Raw genomic sequence first — 16,617 nt, forward strand, 5'->3', positions numbered from 1 at the left:
ACTGGGCCACATAGCATTAGCCTATGAAAGTGGATGGGCTGTGGACACAAAAAAACCTCTTTCTCCACGAAAGATGGAGAAGAGGTTGATTTAAATGATTATTTCGTACTTCGAGCTGCATCAATCTTGCGTTTACGTTCCACATATCTAGCTTCTGCGACTTCGAATAAACGCTGTTCGTCTTCCGTTTCTGGCACAATGCTTGGTACAGGTCTTGACTTACCTTGATCATCGAGTCCAACAAAAATCAGATAGGCGGTTAATGCATCTCTTTTTTCACCGGTATATAAATTCTCAGCTACACCTGTCACATATAATTCCATCGAGGATCGATGCGTCCAGATGACCGAAGCTGTAATTTCTATTGCTTCTCCAATATTGACTGGACACAGAAATTGCAGCGCTTCACAAGAAGCAGTTACGACTCCACCGTTGCTGTGACGCATTGCGGCAATCGATGCAATTTTATCGACAGAATGAAACAATTGTCCACCGAATACAGTCCCGTGATAGTTCGTTTGCCCAGGCATAATCAGTTCGGTCACGATGGAGCGAGATTCTCTTGGATGCTTTGATGTCATGATTTATTCCACTCCTTCATTCTCATAATTCACTTGCAGGTATTGAGCTGCTTTCGTAGCGGTTTGTAGCGCTTCTTCAACTGTATCTGCTGTTGATAGCGCAACTGCCATACGACGGCCAACCTTCGTCTCTGGCTTGCCGAAGATTCGAACTTGAGTATGCGGCAGTGACAAGGCTTGTTCAACACCTGAAATTGTATAATTTGTAGTTTCCCTTGTTGCCTTCAATGTATGCGAAGCCCCAGGTGCAATCATTCGGATATCTGGGATTGGGAAGCCTAGAATTGCGCGAACATGAAGAGCAAATTCGGATAGATCCTGTGTAACCATCGTGACCATACCCGTATCATGCGGACGAGGTGATACCTCACTGAAATAAACACCATCTTCACTTAAGAATAATTCCACACCATATAATCCATAACCACCCAAAGCTTCTGTAATACGGGCTGCAATATGCTGTGCTTCATCAATCTGCTCTTCACTCATTGCGTGCGGCTGCCATGATGTGATGTAGTCTCCATCTTGCTGAACATGTCCAATTGGCGCACAGAATGTTGTTCCAGATACCGAACGTACTGTTAGTAACGTAATCTCGGAATCAAATTTCACGAATTGCTCAACGATTACACGCGCTTTCTTGGCACGTCCACCTTCCATCGCAATGTCCCAGCACTTCTGCGCATCGTCCAACGTACGGCATACACTTTGTCCTTTACCAGAAGAACTCATGATCGGTTTAATGACACAAGGCGTTCCAATCACTTGAATAGCTGTCTTTAATTCTTCCAATGTATTTGCGAATTCGTACTTCGCAGTACGTAAACCAAGCGTTTCTGCAGCCAGACGACGAATACCTTCACGATCCATCGTTAGCTTAGAAGCATTAGCCGTTGGGATAACACGGTATCCTTCCTGTTCCAATTCGACGAGCACATTTGTCGCAATCGCTTCAATTTCAGGTACGATCAAATCGGGTTGTTCTTTTGTTAATACTTCACGTAATTTTTCCTCATCAAGCATCGGAATCACATAAGAGCGGTGGGCAACATGCATCGCAGGTGCATGTTCATAACGATCAACAGCGACAGTCTCGATCCCGAGTCGCTGCGCTTCAATAATAACTTCTTTCCCTAATTCCCCTGAACCTAATAGCAAGATCTTCTTTGCTTTCGTTGAAAGTGGTGCACCATACATATGAATCGTAACCCTCCCTGAATGTCTATATAATAACGAAGAAGAGCCTGTCACAGACTCTTCCTCTTTATTGCCCAGCTTTATCTAATTCTTGTAGTAATTGGCGTACCTCATCTTCATTAGTCGCTCCTGTTTGCTTAAATTCACGCAATTTCGTAGCGATCTGCGCACCAAGTTCTTCATTCGCATCATAATTTGCATCATGATCTGGATCGAACCAAACATAGAATCCAGATGGACCATTACGCAAAAAAGCTCTGGTCCAATTGGCTGGATAAGTATACGGTTGCTCCCCAAACATGAAACCAATCACGTCGTCTGCATCAATTGGCATGAGATGATGAAACTGTTCTTCACTTCCTGCATCTGCAACATTCAAATGTATGTATGCATAATGCAAATAGTGTTCACCTGTCTGGCTGTCTTTGACAATCGAATAATATTCATGATTCGCATCCAACAATTCTTTAACAACTTCTAAGCGTGCCTCAAGATTGCTTGCATCTACTTTTACTTCATTTAGAAAAGATTCCATTATACCCTCGCTTTCTCGCGCAACGAGCGGCGCGGTAGCTTCCATTTATAAAGTAATGATATCATTCGCAGTCCAACAACAAGTACAAATAATAGAATTAGCATAATCGCATTTTGCTGCCAGCCAAGTCCAATACATAATCCAGCCAGCATGCCCCATACCGCATAAATTTCATCACGTAATACAAGAGGTTTGCGTCCTGCAAGCACGTCACGAATCATTCCGCCACCAATTCCTGTTAGCATCGCAGCAACAATGACTGCAGAGATAGGTAGTCCTTTATTCGTAGCAAGAATCGCACCTTGAATCGCAAATGCTGATAATCCTACCGCATCGAATAGTGGGTCCCATACCGTACGCCAATGCGTGATAAAACGTCTAGGTACGATGAATACAATCGTAATACAAATTAGTGCAATTTGAAAATACATCCCTTGTGACCATAACAAGCTCATCGGTAACTCAATTAATGCATTACGAATCACTCCGCCGCCAAACGCTGTCACAAGACCTAACACATATACACCCAAAATATCATATTCTTCTTCCATGGCAATAACTGCACCACTTAGAGCAAATGCAACCGTACCAATTATACTGAATATCTCCCAATCCATTGTGTCTGACGCTCCAGTCCTTGATCTCTCTCTATCAATTAGCCATTCCATTATAGAATGAGCGCCCTAGCTTCGCAATCAAAAACTTTGTGTCTAAAGTTTGGATATGGCTTTTAATATATCTACTCGACGCTCAACCAAATATATTTTCATTAGCTCCGGTTCTTTATCAAACGTAGAAAGGGACCACTTACGAGATTCATCCTGATAGATGGATGGCGCAATTTGCGAATGCAGGTGATCGATAACCGGTTCTATTCTTGATAATGTAAAATGTTGATCCAATACTTGATTCAATATCTTCTTGTATTTCGCACGAAAGGCTGGTACACGAAGCATTTGTTTCGTTAAAAAGTTATAACCTTCCACGCGTACCAAGTTACTCTCACATAGTTTACCATAACAATTGCGCCCCCATGTTCCTTCATAGTCCCACGGGATAATTCGGTAGTAGCGCTTCGACTGATGGCGATAGAACGCGTAGTTCTGATCAAACCCGTCATAATTCCCAGTGCATACAGCACCGGCTAACCACATCAAATAATTGTTTACATCCAAATGCTCTGTTAAATATGCTTGTAATGACCTTGATTGTCGTCCATTTATCTCTGCAATAAACGATTTCAGATGCAGAATATCTTGTTCCCCACCAATCATCTGCTTATATCCTTCAAACAAACTTTCTTTCAATCGTGGTTTCCCACCAACTTTTCGACTAAAATTCGCATAATCATTCACGGCATACATCAGAGATTGAACGGCAATATGTCTTTTCTTGAAAAATAGTCGGTCAACCGATTCAATTTCCAAGTAGACTCCCGCACTTTCTCCGTTAATGATGAGTTCACAGTGCCTTGTCTTCGGACTTGGCACTCCAATCTGATCAAAAAAATAGAAGGAGAGCGCATTTCGAACCATCGAAGGATCATCGTATTCGGCGTTCAGATGAATTCGCTTGTCTGGCATGATGATTTCATATGATTTTTTCGGATAATTTCTTGTATGCCCTCCACGAAACCGAACCTGAATAGGTTCAAAGCGCTTACTAGTCACCCTAAAGGCAGGAACGAATCTATTGCTCCATACATTTTGCTGAAGCCGCAACCGTGCTTGCTCACTAATCTGAATATGATAGATTGGAAGTAGCATCCATCATCAACCTCTCTTCATCATCGCAGCAATGAAAAAAGCCTATCAGGGATGATAGGCACTTTGTTACCTTACAATATTCCACCTTGATCCATCTGGTCACGGCGTGCTACCACCCTTACCAACTACGTCTGCGGTCGCAACCACATGGGAAAGTTACACGTTGAGGTACAAGTATCACACGTTCACATTGTCTAACTTCATGATGCTCTTCTTGTTTTCTTTCACAGCTTTCCTCTTCAACCACTCTGTGACAACTTTCCATCTCTTCTTGTTTGTGTTCATGGCTGCGATGTTCCTCTTTATGCTTGCAACCACAATTACGGTGTTCTTTTTTGTGATGACATCCACAATCACGGTGCTTACGCTTCTTACGTTTGTGGCAGTCGCATTCATGTTTGCAGTGGCAAGATTTACGTTTAGGTTCATGTTTCTTTTTACAACCGCAAGATTTTTTTGTGGATTTTTTTCTAAGTGTCATATTAAACACCTCCTCGAACTTGATAGTACAATCTATGTTTTGTCGATGGAAAATGATAGTGATAGAGGTATAGCTTCTCGTAAAATAGATTCATATGGAGATATATTTGCACAAAAAAAAACGATAGAAGCACGGAATGCCTCTATCGTCTTTTTTTCATAATATAACTATTCAAATTGATATTCTTTGCGCAGATCTTCGAGTTCACCAAGTGAACGCTCTGCCCATTGCGTAGACATCGCTTGGAGTTCTGCTAGCATGACGTCAAATGCTGCTCGTAGCGACTCCTTATACGGTGGAACTGCACCTTGGAATGGTTCTACCACTTGCAGCGCAATGAGTGCAATTTCGGTATAAGCAAGCGCTTTACGCTGATGAAACATAACCGCTCCACCATTGTAGGGTTGATGCAGATTTCCTTGTTCCGGATGTTTCGTTACTGCAAGTATACGCACAGCAACTTTGCTAAGTCCAGCAGGTTCAGCTATCTCTCCGATATATTCACCTGTCTTGTAAGTAGCAGTGACGAATTTCCCTACTTCTAACATCTGCTATTCCTTCTTTCAAAATCATAGGTTAGCGGTACTTAGGAAGCATCGGTCTAAGCGCAGATAGTAGCCGCTCAACCGATTCCATCCGCGTAAATTTCGTTACGAGATTACCATTTTTCAAAATGACAATACAAGGAATAGAAGTAATTTGCCACACATCACTTAATTGCGACATGAGATTCAAGTTACCTTTATATACCGGGAGTTCAGGTTCCATCTGCAGCACAATATCCAGCATTCGATGCGTCACCTGACAGGTCCCACAAAGTGGACTAAATAAGAATAGTGCGAATTCATCCTGCTCCGCCCTTAGCTTGTGCTGAATCTCGGTCAAAGTTAACTCTTGCATTCCCATCACCTAACCTTGCTGCTTCAACTGCTGCTGAGTGAGCCACTCTAAGCTTGCAGCCGCATATTCAATCAGCTCAGGGAAATCCTGCACATGCGATTCATTTACCTTACGTCCAAATGAGAGTGAAACCGTGATTGTATACACCTGTTCAACTGCTCCATGCGTGTAAGATACGGTCTGTTCCATGATCGGTCTACCGCTCCACTGCACAGCCATCTCCTGTTGGATCAGGTTGCACAAGACATTCGGATCACGAGTCTGCGTCAGAAATTTAATGCCTAGTGTACAGCCGGATTGCTCTGCATCTACTTCCAGAATTTCTGCAGACAAATCTTTTAAAGAAGCGTGCAGGGAGAGTTCGGCAAATGCAACCGGCTTCTCCCCTTTCATCGCAAATCCAATCTCGTATGTTCGAGACATACTGGATAAATCGACGTAATCTTGGCGGGAGGTCACCAAGATGGTCCCCTCCAGATCAAGATCATACACCGCACCTTCTAATACTACTTTTAAATTATCAAAAATTGTCGGATCGAACATGCTGGATCCCTCGCTTATTTATGCGTACATGCTTGCACGAAGAGCTTTTACTTCTTCACTTGCAAGGTATTCATCGTAAGTCATCATCTTGTCGATTAGACCTTTAGGTGTAATTTCCATGATACGAGTCGCAACTGTTTGAACGAACTCATGGTCATGGGACACGAATAGCAACGTACCGTCAAAGTCAACTAAACCATTATTAAGTGCTGTAATGGATTCCAAGTCCAAGTGGTTCGTTGGTTCATCAAGCAGAAGAACGTTCGAAGAACTTAGCATCACTTTGGATAACATACAGCGTACTTTCTCTCCTCCGGATAGAACATTCGCTTTCTTAAGCGCCTCTTCACCAGAGAATAACATACGTCCAAGGAAGCCGCGGATGAAGGACTCATCTTGGTCTTTGGAGTATTGACGAAGCCAGTCAACAAGGTTCATGTCAACGTCGAAGTAGTCGGAAGCATCTTTCGGGAAGTATGCTTGGGAAGTTGTAACGCCCCATGTATACGTACCGCTGTCCGCTTCTAGCTCATTCATCAAGATTTTGAAAAGAGTTGATTTCGCATGTCCGTCTGGACCTACTAATGCAATCTTATCGCCTTTATTTACAGTGAATGTAAGGTTGTCTATTATAGTCTCACCATCGACTGCTTTGGAAAGATTCTCAACAGCAAGAAGCTGTTTACCCGCTTCACGCTCAGCTTTAAAGTTAATAAACGGATACTTGCGCGTTGAAGGTCTGATGTCTTCAAGTGTAAGCTTCTCCAAAGTCTTCTTACGGGATGTCGCTTGCTTGGACTTAGACGCGTTCGCGGAGAAACGTGCGATAAATTGCTCCAATTCTTTACGCTTCTCTTCCACTTTCTTATTCTGCTCACGAGCAAGTTTAAGTGCAAGTTGAGAAGATAAGTACCAGAAGTCGTAGTTACCTACGTACATTTGGATTTTACCAAAGTCAATATCAGCAATATGTGTACATACTTGGTTCAAGAAGTGACGATCGTGAGATACCACGATTACAGTGCCTTCATAGCGAGCCAAGAAGTTCTCTAACCACTTGATGGATTCCATGTCCAAATGGTTGGTAGGCTCATCGAGCAGTAGAATATTCGGGCTGCCAAACAACGCTTGCGCAAGCAATACGCGAACTTTCTCGTTACCGCTTAGCTCTGCCATTTTTTGATCATGCAGTTCACGCGTAATACCGAGTCCAATCAACAACTCAGCCGCATCGGACTCTGCTTGCCATCCATCAAGCTCTGCGAAATCACCTTCAAGTTCAGCAGCACGCATACCGTCTTCATCACTGAAGTCTGGTTTTGCATAAATCGCATCTTTCTCTTTCATGATGGAGTACAATTTCGCATGTCCCATGATTACCGTCTCAAGAACTGGGAACTCATCGTACTCGTAATGATTCTGTTTTAGAACAGCCATACGCTCGTTCGCAGGGATGTGTACGTCTCCTTTGTTCTGCTCAACTTCACCGGATAGAATTTTAAGGAACGTTGATTTACCTGCACCGTTCGCACCGATTAGACCATAGCAGTTACCTGGTGTAAACTTAATGTTTACGTCTTCGAAAAGCGCGCGCTTTCCATATCTTAAAGTTACGTCTGTTACTGTTATCATTAATTCAAGAACCACCCTTATACGAAATTTCTTCTATTATAACACGAAACGCTACTCGCTGCTTCCTCGATCCAAGAAGCAGCTGAATAGCGAAGTGTCCTAATTCTTTATTTATTGCTTTCGATCTCTTCCACCATTTCAGACAATATCGCCCAACGCTCCATGGCATGGTCCAATTGCTTCGCCACTTCTTCATCTTCGGCAAACAGCTTCTGCACAAGCATCGAGTCACTACCATTAAGTTCAATCTGCTGCTTCAAATCCTCAGATTTAGCTTCAAGCGAAGCGATTAAATCCTCAATTCCATCCCACTCCTTCTGATCTTTGAAAGTTAATTTCTTAAGCTTCGAGCGATCAGAATTGGAGTCCGTTGAAGATGCATTCGCAGGTGTAGATCCTTGGTTAACAGAAGCAGAACTTGTGTTGTTGGATGTATTCTTCAGAGCTGCTGTTTCTTCGAGTTCACGTTCTTTACGTGACTCTAAGAACTCGGAATACGTACCGATGTAAGGCTCAAGTTGTCCGTTTCCTTCGAATGAGAATAGATGTGTACATGTACGATCCAAGAAATATCGATCATGGGATATCGTAATAACTGCACCTGGGAAAGTGTCCAAGTAATCTTCAAGAATCGTCAATGTCTCAATGTCCAAGTCATTCGTCGGTTCATCAAGGAAGAGTACATTAGGCTCCCCCATCAAAGTACGTAGTAAGTACAGACGGCGGCGTTCGCCACCGGATAACTTGCGGATCGGTGTCCACTGCTGATTCGGAGTAAATAGGAACCGTTCGAGCATTTGGCTCGCACTAATCGTACCACCATCTGCTGTACGAATCACTTCAGCCACTTCTTTGATGTAGTCGATAGCACGCATCTCTTCGTCCATCTCTGCATTTTCTTGCGTGTAATAAGCAAGTTTAACGGTTTGACCGGTTTCGATCACACCGCTGTCTGGTTCAATGCGGCCAGCGAGCATGTTCAGCAGCGTCGACTTACCGCTGCCGTTCTCACCGATGATACCAAGACGATCATTCGGCATCACGATGTAATTGAAATCTTGGATCAATGTCTGGCCGCCATAACTCTTGCTCAGATTCTGAATCTCCAGCACCTTGCGTCCGAGTCTAGATCCACTAAGTGCGAGGTCCAGCTTGTCATCAGGACCTGCAACCTTCCGGTCACGCAGTTCTTCAGCACGCTCAACACGCGCTTTCTGCTTCGTCGTACGTGCTTTCGCACCACGGTGCAGCCATGTAAGCTCGCGGCGAAGCAAGTTTTGACGCTTGTCTTCTGTCGCGGCTTCACGGACAAGCCGGTCAGCTTTCTTTTCCAAGAAATAAGCGTAGTTGCCATCATAACTGTGTAAATTGCCTTTATCGAGCTCCAGAATTCGATTCGTCACACGATCTAAGAAGTAACGATCATGGGTTACGATCAGAAGTGCTTTCTTCCATCTCTTCAGGAAGTCTTCTAACCACTCGACCGTTGCGTGATCAATATGGTTCGTAGGCTCGTCCAGGATTAGCAAGTCCGCAGGTTGAATGAGCGCACGCGCCATTGCCACACGCTTACGCTGACCACCTGACATCGTATCCACATTTTTATCAAAGTCGATAATACCGAGCTTCGTTAGCACAGTCTTCATCGTCGTCATGACATCCCATGCATCAAGCACTTCAATTCGCTCTTGCACGACTAATAAGCGCTCTTGAGCATGGGTATCGTTCGGATTCACTTCAAGCTCGCGTAGACGCTGCTCGTACTCATTAATGACTTGAGCAAGCTCCGAGTCAGCTGCGAACATCGCTTCAATAACAGTCGCGCCCTTAGGTAATTCAGGAGCTTGGGACAAATATTCCACTCTGAAATGATTCGCATGTTCTAGCTTTCCGTTATCTGGTGTTTCCATTCCTGCCAAAAGTTTAAGTAATGTCGATTTCCCTGTGCCATTCACCCCGATAAGTCCAATACGCTGACCTTCATTCAAGGTGAAGCTGATGTCATCGAAAAGTACCTTTTCCCCATAGCTCTTCGATACATTCAGCACTTGCAAAATATTCACTAGTTGTTCACCGCCGCATCTGTTGCATAAGCAGCAATAAGGGCTGCTGTTCCAAGAATCGCATGAATATGCGTACGTTCCATGGCATGAGAAGCATGCACAACTGGTCCGATTAATGCTGCACGAATATCGTTGCCGCCGCGAAGCGCAGCTGAAGCATCTGAACCGTAATTCGGATAAATATCTATCGCATAAGCAATACCGTCACGCTCAGCCAGTTCAATTAGACGTGTAGTCATTGCGTAGTCGTAAGGACCTGAAGAGTCTTTCGCACAGATTGAAACCTGCTGCTCATTACCAGTAAGATCGTCGCCCATCGCACCCATATCCACAGCTAGAAGTTCAGTCACTTCAGCAGGCAAATGAGCTAAACCATGACCTACTTCTTCATACGTTGTAATGAAAATGTTGAGTGTACGCTGTGGTGTAACACCTTCACGCTTCATCCACTCTAACATACCGAAAATCGCCGCAACACTCGCTTTATCGTCCAAGTGACGGGACTTCACGTACCCACTGGACTTAATTTGAACGCGCGGATCGAAGGATACGAAATCGCCAACGCGAATACCAAGTGCTTCAACGTCTGCTTTGGAACTCACGATTTCATCCAATCGTACTTCCATAACCGATTCGTCACGCTTCATATCGCGAGCATCACTATAGACGTGCACCGATGGTTTCGTTGTCAAGATCGTCCCATCAATCGTACGTCCGTCACGTGTATGCACTTGGCAGTACTCATTCTCAATCGAGTTTCCCATATAACCGCCAACGGAAGTTAGTTTTAAGGAACCCGATGGTTTAATCGAGCGTACCATCGCACCTAGCGTATCCACGTGTGCTGAGATCCCAAGCACTTCGCTTGATTGTCCCGGAACCGTAATGACACCGCCACCTTTATTCGTTGTGTGGAAAGCATAGCCTAATTTTTCCGTCTCATGACGTACTTTTTCAATAATGTGATGGCAATAGCCTGTTGGGCTAGGTGTATTCAATAATTCTTGCAAAATCTTTAGAATATAAGTTTGATCAAACGGATTTTTCACGGACGAACATCCCCTTTATTCGCACTTTTGGACACAAAAAAACAGTGCTGTCTCACTTATGGATACTACACTGTTTTCCTTATTTTATCAAACATCTAAACCCATTTTTCATTTGAAAAATAGATAATATTCTCACTTACCCAACGAAGTCAACCGCGACAGACGTTCCGTCTAATACTTGCTTCATATGTGCCCCTACTTCAAGGTGTGCCGGATGTACTTGGTAGGCTTCCATATCCGCTTGGGAATCAAATTTAGTAATAAGTACAAGATCATAAGAACGATCCGAACGAAGTACATCTGTACCTACTTCGATATAACGAAGCTGTGGAATTTTACCTTCCATATTTGCAAGCACTTGACGTGTCACTTCGATTGCCTCTGGTGAACGATCTTTCAATTTAAAACATACAACGTGCGTAAACATCCGCATACACTCCTTGTCAGCTATGTTTCATAAGTTTGTCCATTATTATAGCATAGGCGAAATTTCAAAGAGTAACTTTTTTGAAAATATAAGTTTCGGTCAGTACCCCGATTTGATCGCCTTCATTCAAAGGATAGTTTTCATACGCGACCAGCTGTGTTTGATTAAGCGAAGTCCCATTCTTCGATCCTAAATCACGAATGAAGTATTTATCGAATTTTTGCGTAATTTCAACGTGCATGCGTGAAACACCAATTGTCGTTTCTGTCTTTACATGTGCTTCATTTCCACGACCGATGACAAAAGGGAAAATATGAAGCGTAAACTGAATCGAGCTACCCTTACGATTTGTTTCCAGATAAGGACGTGGCTCTGTTGACTTCGTTGCTTTAATGACATCCATGTGTGCAAGTGCATCTTTCCCTAAGAATACGGTAGCCTGCGCATCACCCTGCGGGAGCATGACGGTATGCTGCGGCAAGTTCGCATAGTAATCTGACTGCGTATTATCGGTAGGATTCGGTGCCGACAGTACAGGAGCAGAAACCTCATACTGGGGTTGATTTACGGGTTGACTCATCACTTGATTGGCTTGTTGACTTACCTGCTGATTCCCTTGTTGATATGGTGGTGGAGAAGATGGTTCCAGCTGTTGGTGGGATGCAGACGATAAATGATTGTTCGCATGCACTGGAAACTGCTGACCTACCTGCCCCCCGCTCTGATTAGCAGGTTTCGGTTTCACGACGGATGCCGCAAGCTCTGGCACTTCAACTTCGTACTCCGTCCCTTCGTCTTCAAGCTTAAACTTAGTCTTCAACTTCTTCGGTTTGGTCCCACTCCAATCTTTAACCCCGCGTGGTAAATACACCAATAGGAATGCTACTAACACAAGCGTCAGTCCTAGCGCGATATATAGCCATCCCTCTGTCATCAGTGTCATATACTGACTCCATGCATAGGCACATCCAAGTAGACTCGCTACTAGTCCAATCACGATTAGATTTTTACTCGAGGAGGCCACTGTAACTTCTTGTTCGTTCGTCTCTTGGTTGGAGTGTCTCTCCGCTTGTTTGCTGCCAGGCTCTCTTAGCCCCCATGCCGGGGATTCCTTTTGTTCTTTTGGAGACTTTTCCTTCTTTACTTTAGCTGGCTTCTCCTTCTTTATTTTTGGAGTCGCTTCTTTGTTCTTTTTTCCAAATAAACGAAAAATCCAGCCTTTAGATGAAGCTTGTGGCGGTTCAGAAGTATCTGTCATCGTAGAGGGTGCTTGAGCCACATTCGTCACTTGTGGTTGTACACGATTTGAGAATCCTCCGCCCAATAGACTCGTACGTTCTTGATAAGGTTCGTTTCTTAATTGTTGTTCTTCTGTCTCTTGCATGTTATAAGCCCGATTGGGATTCAAGGCAAGTTGCTGAAGTTGCTCTCTAAACAAGGAGACACTCCAATTTTGTTGATCATATTGTCTTTCAAGTTCAGCTAAAGGGTTCATATGTGCTTTTGTCAGATGCTGCATGATCACGCCGAGTAACTGCTTCATTTGAACACGGAGCAATGGAGCTTGCGACAATTGCATCGGAATATATAAGAGCGAGACATCTCTCCACCCTTTTCCGATAAAAATAAACTGTTCATGCAGCACGAATCGATCCACATGAAGCATGTAATTCGCTGCTTGATCTAATGCTTGTACAATGCCTGTTAATAAATCCAATGCATCTTGGATTGTTAATGTACTTCCACGTAAGGAATAACTAAGCATTTTTAACGAGGAGATGTTATAAAGAAGCATCGTATTCTCATTAATTTCCTGTAAACGGAGCGGAATCAGGTTTGGTGGTGTATTCGCTAACAGCATGTTTAACTGTAAAGAGTCTAGCTCTTCACGCCGCATACCGTTACTTCGCTCCAACACCATAAAATGAGTGCCTGATTCCATAAACCTTACTTGTAAACCGTATAGCTCATCAACCAAATGACATCCCTCCTTCCATTTATTCACCAAAATCCTTCCAGCATCGCAAGGATTGAACCTGGCAGAACTGCATACATGAAAGGAAAAGTAATATTCTTGCTATTACGAACGGTTCGAACGGCTTGTAAGTCTCGATGAATAAACGTAATGCCAATCACACTAAAGAGCATGGATGCTTTCTGCCTGACTTGTTTGCGCCAGATAAGAATTACTACACCGATGAGTCCTGCGAACAGCAGTGAATACAACATGGAATTCATCACATAGGATAGACTCGTAATTGCTCCAATCCCTGCGAATAGCTTCACATCACCCGCTCCAAGCGCCCCGAATAAATAAAGAGGAAGCATTACAGCAAGCCCTACACCCATACCAATTAAACCTTGAAGCAGTCCATCCCAACCTCCAATTATACCTTGAAGGAGGAGTCCAATAAGCACTGCACTTACCGTAAGCACATTCGGAATTTGACTTCGTCGCACATCCGTGATGAATGCAATTAAGATAAATACAGCTAACACGATTTCTAACATCTCGCAACCTCCCACTTTCCAAGAATAGGACCTCTGTTGATCCTAAGAACGAGCACGGATATACGATCCCAGCTTGATTAAAGGCTTAAGCGAAATTACGCACCCACCCAGATGCGCTCGTACGCTTTTTTGCGAATAATAATTTCTCGTTTAAAGAATGGGAGATGGATTGGAAAATGATACTCAAGTTCGATCCCCAGAAACGCTTTATTCCGATCGATAAGGCTTGGCAGATTCACTCCCTTAACAAATAAACGTTCATTATGAAGCATATTCTGATCTGCAAACAACCACACAACGGGTTTCATCGCTGGATTGATTACATTTTCCATGAATTTATCGTACTCTTCGCCCACCCGATCAGCCGCTGCATCTCGGGCTTCTTTTTGCAACTTAATTAGAGAGATGATAGGTGCAGGAATATATGCCGCATAATCATCCACGAACTCTTCTGCTTGTGTGAGCTTTTCTTTAGCGATGTTGGCATTCTCTAAGATCGTATTAATATGCAATTGGTTCATCGCCTCATTCACTAATAAATCAACCGGGTACATGTGTGTGGCAACAACCTTGGTCGTCTCTGATGCAGCCGCTTGCAGCGCCATATCAACAGAAGCTAATCGAACCATCGTAATAAGCGCAAGCAAACAGCAAATAAATATGGGTAGTACGACCGCTGCTTCGAGCGTGATACCACCCGATTGCTTGTACAAGAAATTTCTCCACTTATTCATAAGCTAATTCCGCCGTCTTCGTAATTTCACAAGATCGACCTTCAATCTTACAGACTGATCCACTGCCTAGCCCGATAGCTTTCGTTAATCCAGGAACAAACCATAATGACGATTTCACACTAGTAGAACCTCTTACATAAGTTGGCGTTTTCGATAGATCAACAGATGTATTGAGTTCAATTAGTGCCTGCATTCGAGCCATTAAGTTGATGTCTTTCGAATGAATCAAGAAGAACAATCGGAGATAGTCACTGTAGTGGAACGTGAGAAATCTGCCCGATAGCTTTTCGGATATTTCAACTGCTTCCCCTTTTAATAACTCCTCCATGTCTTGATGTGCTTTATACACACCTTCTGCAGCTGCAGCGAGCAAGACAAGCCAAGGTGATCCTAATGCTAATGGTTTATTCTTCGGGTCAAGTAAGGCTTCCGTCGTCCGAATGGCAAAGCGCAGAGCGAACATTTCCGAATACGCTGCTCCCACATTAATCTCACACGAACCGAACCCGTATAACAAGTATTCCGCTTCTTGTTTAAGAAGCTTGTGTTTGTCAGGTTCACTTAATGTTGCGACTTTCTTGATCTGTTTGGCTGCATTTTTCTCTGTACCGAAAGTTCGATAATTATACTTCGTCAATGCAAATTCATTAATAAGTAATTTATCACGCGCACCTTCTATAGCCTTGCTAATGGCACCCATGAAATCCATGGATTGTTTAGTCGTATCATCAGGGTCCTTGAGTTCACTAGATACCTGCGTTACCGCAGCTGCTCCCGAGTTTAGTTGAAGGTACTTCCCATACAAGCCCGTATCTTTGCTAAATGGCATACCCTCGAGTTTTTCGTAAGAAGGTAATCCGCTAACCTCGCATACATCTGTAACTTTATCAACCTGCTTCAGAACGTCCTTAATTTTTTTTCGATTTGCATTCTTTTGATTCTCTTTTTCTGCATTCTCGTCTTTTCTCTGCTTTTCGATGACAGATTGAGCATTGTAGAACTTGTTCATTTTGTCCCTATACACATTGTTAGCTGATAGAGCAGCGTTATAGTTTGAACCACCATGTAACTGGATGCTTCCCAGAGCAGTTTGGAATTCAGCGAAAGCAGTCGGAACCTGTGCAACCCCAGACTTAATCTTATTGAAATATTCATCGTCTCGAATTTTCACATGATCAAACACGCTGTTCACTTCCATCGAACCCTTGCTTGCGGTAGCATTCGTGTTGCTACCTGTCGTTGTACTTCCAGGAGCAGCTTTTAATTTCTCAATTTCTTCACTCAAAATACGATTTTCATCGCTGGCTTTCTTAACAAGTTCATCAATCTTTTTCTGGGAGTCCATTAAATCTTTGAGATTGGAATGAGCATCTTTATTCAAATTTGATATTTTATCATTAAAATCTCTTATCCACCCAAGGATTTCTCGTATTCGTGCTATTTCAGCTTTTGTACCATCATCTAGCTCTTTACCTTCTTCTTTATACGCTAGCAATGCGCTTAATTGCGCATTTAACATCGCTTCAGTATTCGAACCAATCTTACTTGATAACTCTTCTAATTCACGGATTCCATCCTCATACTTACGATGAATTTGGTTCGTAAACTTGTTCATCTTCTCGATTTCGTCCCATGCTTCATCTAACAAGTTTTCTCGTTTATCGATTATTTTCTGAACATGTTCCGCATTCTTCGCGAACGTTGAACTATCCGTCATCGTATTAGAAGCACCTGTCGCAATCATTTTGTCTACAATTTCTAATGTAAAAGAGATCGGAGCGCGATACTTCATCTCCTCTAAGACCTGCTGCTTAAACACAGCATGCTCGCCTAATGTACGAGTCATCTCGAGCTTACTCTTTTCTACTACATTCAATAAATTGAGGTAGCGATAAGACTTCGTATGATCAGCCCCAGATAAATTTTGGGTCACAACATCCGTGTACATTTTGCTTGCATCAGCGTCGTTCATCCCGACACCATACAATCCCCATTTATGTAGCTTTGGGTCAAAGGCAGACAACACCGAACGAACGCCAGCTTTTATAGCTTTTTCACTTTCCATCTCCGCCGCTTTCGTACGGCTATAATCAATCATCGTCACAATTAGCATAATAATCGGAACGATAATGAATACGAGATATAAGGTCACCGCCCCATCTTGTGCTTTAAAGAAACGTTTCTTCAAGGGATTCCCC

At 43.3% G+C, this 16,617-nt stretch carries 17 protein-coding genes; all 17 read right to left on the reverse strand.

Annotated features, from left to right (window positions below):
- Positions 1 to 98: 98 nt before the first annotated feature.
- Positions 99 to 581, reverse strand: a complete 483-nt coding sequence (locus NV379_RS01630; RefSeq protein WP_258205516.1) for an acyl-CoA thioesterase — start codon at positions 579 to 581, stop codon at positions 99 to 101.
- A gap of 3 nt (positions 582 to 584) precedes the next feature.
- Positions 585 to 1,778 (reverse strand): formate-dependent phosphoribosylglycinamide formyltransferase, encoded by a 1,194-nt coding sequence (gene purT, locus NV379_RS01635; protein ID WP_258205517.1) that lies wholly within the window; start codon positions 1,776 to 1,778, stop codon positions 585 to 587.
- Between the two features lie 67 nt (positions 1,779 to 1,845).
- A complete protein-coding gene (locus NV379_RS01640; protein WP_258205518.1) occupies positions 1,846 to 2,313 on the reverse strand; it encodes a hypothetical protein in 468 nt (155 codons plus the stop codon).
- Entirely contained in the window at positions 2,313 to 2,930 is a 618-nt protein-coding gene (locus tag NV379_RS01645; RefSeq protein ID WP_258205519.1) for a trimeric intracellular cation channel family protein, read from the reverse strand. The genes NV379_RS01640 and NV379_RS01645 overlap by 1 nt, the downstream gene beginning before the upstream one ends.
- A 93-nt stretch (positions 2,931 to 3,023) precedes the next feature.
- Positions 3,024 to 4,079 (reverse strand): CotH kinase family protein, encoded by a 1,056-nt coding sequence (locus tag NV379_RS01650; RefSeq protein WP_258205520.1) that lies wholly within the window; start codon positions 4,077 to 4,079, stop codon positions 3,024 to 3,026.
- A 118-nt stretch (positions 4,080 to 4,197) separates the two neighbouring features.
- Positions 4,198 to 4,560 (reverse strand): hypothetical protein, encoded by a 363-nt coding sequence (locus tag NV379_RS01655; RefSeq protein ID WP_258205521.1) that lies wholly within the window; start codon positions 4,558 to 4,560, stop codon positions 4,198 to 4,200.
- 167 nt (positions 4,561 to 4,727) lie between these two features.
- The gene (gene kapB, locus NV379_RS01660) at positions 4,728 to 5,108 is read right to left on the reverse strand and encodes a kinase-associated lipoprotein KapB (RefSeq protein ID WP_258205522.1); all 381 of its coding nucleotides are present in this window, start codon (positions 5,106 to 5,108) and stop codon (positions 4,728 to 4,730) included.
- A gap of 28 nt (positions 5,109 to 5,136) precedes the next feature.
- On the reverse strand, positions 5,137 to 5,466 hold the full coding sequence (locus NV379_RS01665) for a thioredoxin family protein (protein WP_258206195.1): 330 nt from the start codon (positions 5,464 to 5,466) through the stop codon (positions 5,137 to 5,139).
- A gap of 3 nt (positions 5,467 to 5,469) precedes the next feature.
- Complete coding sequence (locus NV379_RS01670; protein WP_258205523.1) at positions 5,470 to 6,003, reverse strand: hypothetical protein; 534 nt, start codon at positions 6,001 to 6,003, stop codon at positions 5,470 to 5,472.
- Between the two features lie 18 nt (positions 6,004 to 6,021).
- The gene (locus NV379_RS01675; RefSeq protein WP_258205524.1) at positions 6,022 to 7,635 is read right to left on the reverse strand and encodes an ABC-F family ATP-binding cassette domain-containing protein; all 1,614 of its coding nucleotides are present in this window, start codon (positions 7,633 to 7,635) and stop codon (positions 6,022 to 6,024) included.
- 107 nt (positions 7,636 to 7,742) lie between these two features.
- Complete coding sequence (locus NV379_RS01680) at positions 7,743 to 9,698, reverse strand: ABC-F family ATP-binding cassette domain-containing protein (RefSeq protein ID WP_258205525.1); 1,956 nt, start codon at positions 9,696 to 9,698, stop codon at positions 7,743 to 7,745.
- Entirely contained in the window at positions 9,698 to 10,747 is a 1,050-nt protein-coding gene (locus tag NV379_RS01685) for a M42 family metallopeptidase (RefSeq protein WP_258205526.1), read from the reverse strand. Before NV379_RS01685 ends, NV379_RS01680 begins: the two co-directional genes overlap by 1 nt.
- A 136-nt stretch (positions 10,748 to 10,883) precedes the next feature.
- The gene (locus NV379_RS01690) at positions 10,884 to 11,174 is read right to left on the reverse strand and encodes a Dabb family protein (RefSeq protein WP_258205527.1); all 291 of its coding nucleotides are present in this window, start codon (positions 11,172 to 11,174) and stop codon (positions 10,884 to 10,886) included.
- A gap of 64 nt (positions 11,175 to 11,238) precedes the next feature.
- Positions 11,239 to 13,152 (reverse strand): DUF6382 domain-containing protein, encoded by a 1,914-nt coding sequence (locus tag NV379_RS01695; RefSeq protein WP_258205528.1) that lies wholly within the window; start codon positions 13,150 to 13,152, stop codon positions 11,239 to 11,241.
- A 23-nt stretch (positions 13,153 to 13,175) separates the two neighbouring features.
- Entirely contained in the window at positions 13,176 to 13,685 is a 510-nt protein-coding gene (locus tag NV379_RS01700; protein WP_258205529.1) for an A24 family peptidase, read from the reverse strand.
- 95 nt (positions 13,686 to 13,780) lie between these two features.
- Positions 13,781 to 14,419, reverse strand: coding sequence for a TadE/TadG family type IV pilus assembly protein (locus tag NV379_RS01705; RefSeq protein ID WP_258205530.1), 639 nt, complete (start codon positions 14,417 to 14,419; stop codon positions 13,781 to 13,783).
- The gene (locus tag NV379_RS01710; RefSeq protein ID WP_258205531.1) at positions 14,412 to 16,607 is read right to left on the reverse strand and encodes a TadE/TadG family type IV pilus assembly protein; all 2,196 of its coding nucleotides are present in this window, start codon (positions 16,605 to 16,607) and stop codon (positions 14,412 to 14,414) included. The genes NV379_RS01705 and NV379_RS01710 overlap by 8 nt, the downstream gene beginning before the upstream one ends.
- Between the last annotated feature and the right edge of the window lie 10 nt (positions 16,608 to 16,617).

The sequence above is a fragment of the Paenibacillus radicibacter genome (genome assembly GCF_024721995.1).
Taxonomy (GTDB): Bacteria; Bacillota; Bacilli; order Paenibacillales; family NBRC-103111; genus Paenibacillus_AM; species Paenibacillus_AM radicibacter.

What these genes read in the sequence shown, in the direction of transcription:
- NV379_RS01690 (WP_258205527.1), bottom strand. Translation starts at nt 11,174, where the DNA reads ATGTTTACGCACGTTGTATGTTTTAAATTGAAAGATCGTTCACCAGAG.
- NV379_RS01640 (WP_258205518.1), bottom strand. Translation starts at nt 2,313, where the DNA reads ATGGAATCTTTTCTAAATGAAGTAAAAGTAGATGCAAGCAATCTTGAG.
- NV379_RS01630 (WP_258205516.1), bottom strand. Translation starts at nt 581, where the DNA reads ATGACATCAAAGCATCCAAGAGAATCTCGCTCCATCGTGACCGAACTG.
- kapB (WP_258205522.1), bottom strand. Translation starts at nt 5,108, where the DNA reads ATGTTAGAAGTAGGGAAATTCGTCACTGCTACTTACAAGACAGGTGAA.
- NV379_RS01650 (WP_258205520.1), bottom strand. Translation starts at nt 4,079, where the DNA reads ATGCTACTTCCAATCTATCATATTCAGATTAGTGAGCAAGCACGGTTG.
- NV379_RS01675 (WP_258205524.1), bottom strand. Translation starts at nt 7,635, where the DNA reads ATGATAACAGTAACAGACGTAACTTTAAGATATGGAAAGCGCGCGCTT.
- NV379_RS01655 (WP_258205521.1), bottom strand. Translation starts at nt 4,560, where the DNA reads ATGACACTTAGAAAAAAATCCACAAAAAAATCTTGCGGTTGTAAAAAG.
- NV379_RS01670 (WP_258205523.1), bottom strand. Translation starts at nt 6,003, where the DNA reads ATGTTCGATCCGACAATTTTTGATAATTTAAAAGTAGTATTAGAAGGT.
- NV379_RS01665 (WP_258206195.1), bottom strand. Translation starts at nt 5,466, where the DNA reads ATGGGAATGCAAGAGTTAACTTTGACCGAGATTCAGCACAAGCTAAGG.
- NV379_RS01705 (WP_258205530.1), bottom strand. Translation starts at nt 14,419, where the DNA reads ATGAATAAGTGGAGAAATTTCTTGTACAAGCAATCGGGTGGTATCACG.
- purT (WP_258205517.1), bottom strand. Translation starts at nt 1,778, where the DNA reads ATGTATGGTGCACCACTTTCAACGAAAGCAAAGAAGATCTTGCTATTA.
- NV379_RS01700 (WP_258205529.1), bottom strand. Translation starts at nt 13,685, where the DNA reads ATGTTAGAAATCGTGTTAGCTGTATTTATCTTAATTGCATTCATCACG.
- NV379_RS01645 (WP_258205519.1), bottom strand. Translation starts at nt 2,930, where the DNA reads ATGGATTGGGAGATATTCAGTATAATTGGTACGGTTGCATTTGCTCTA.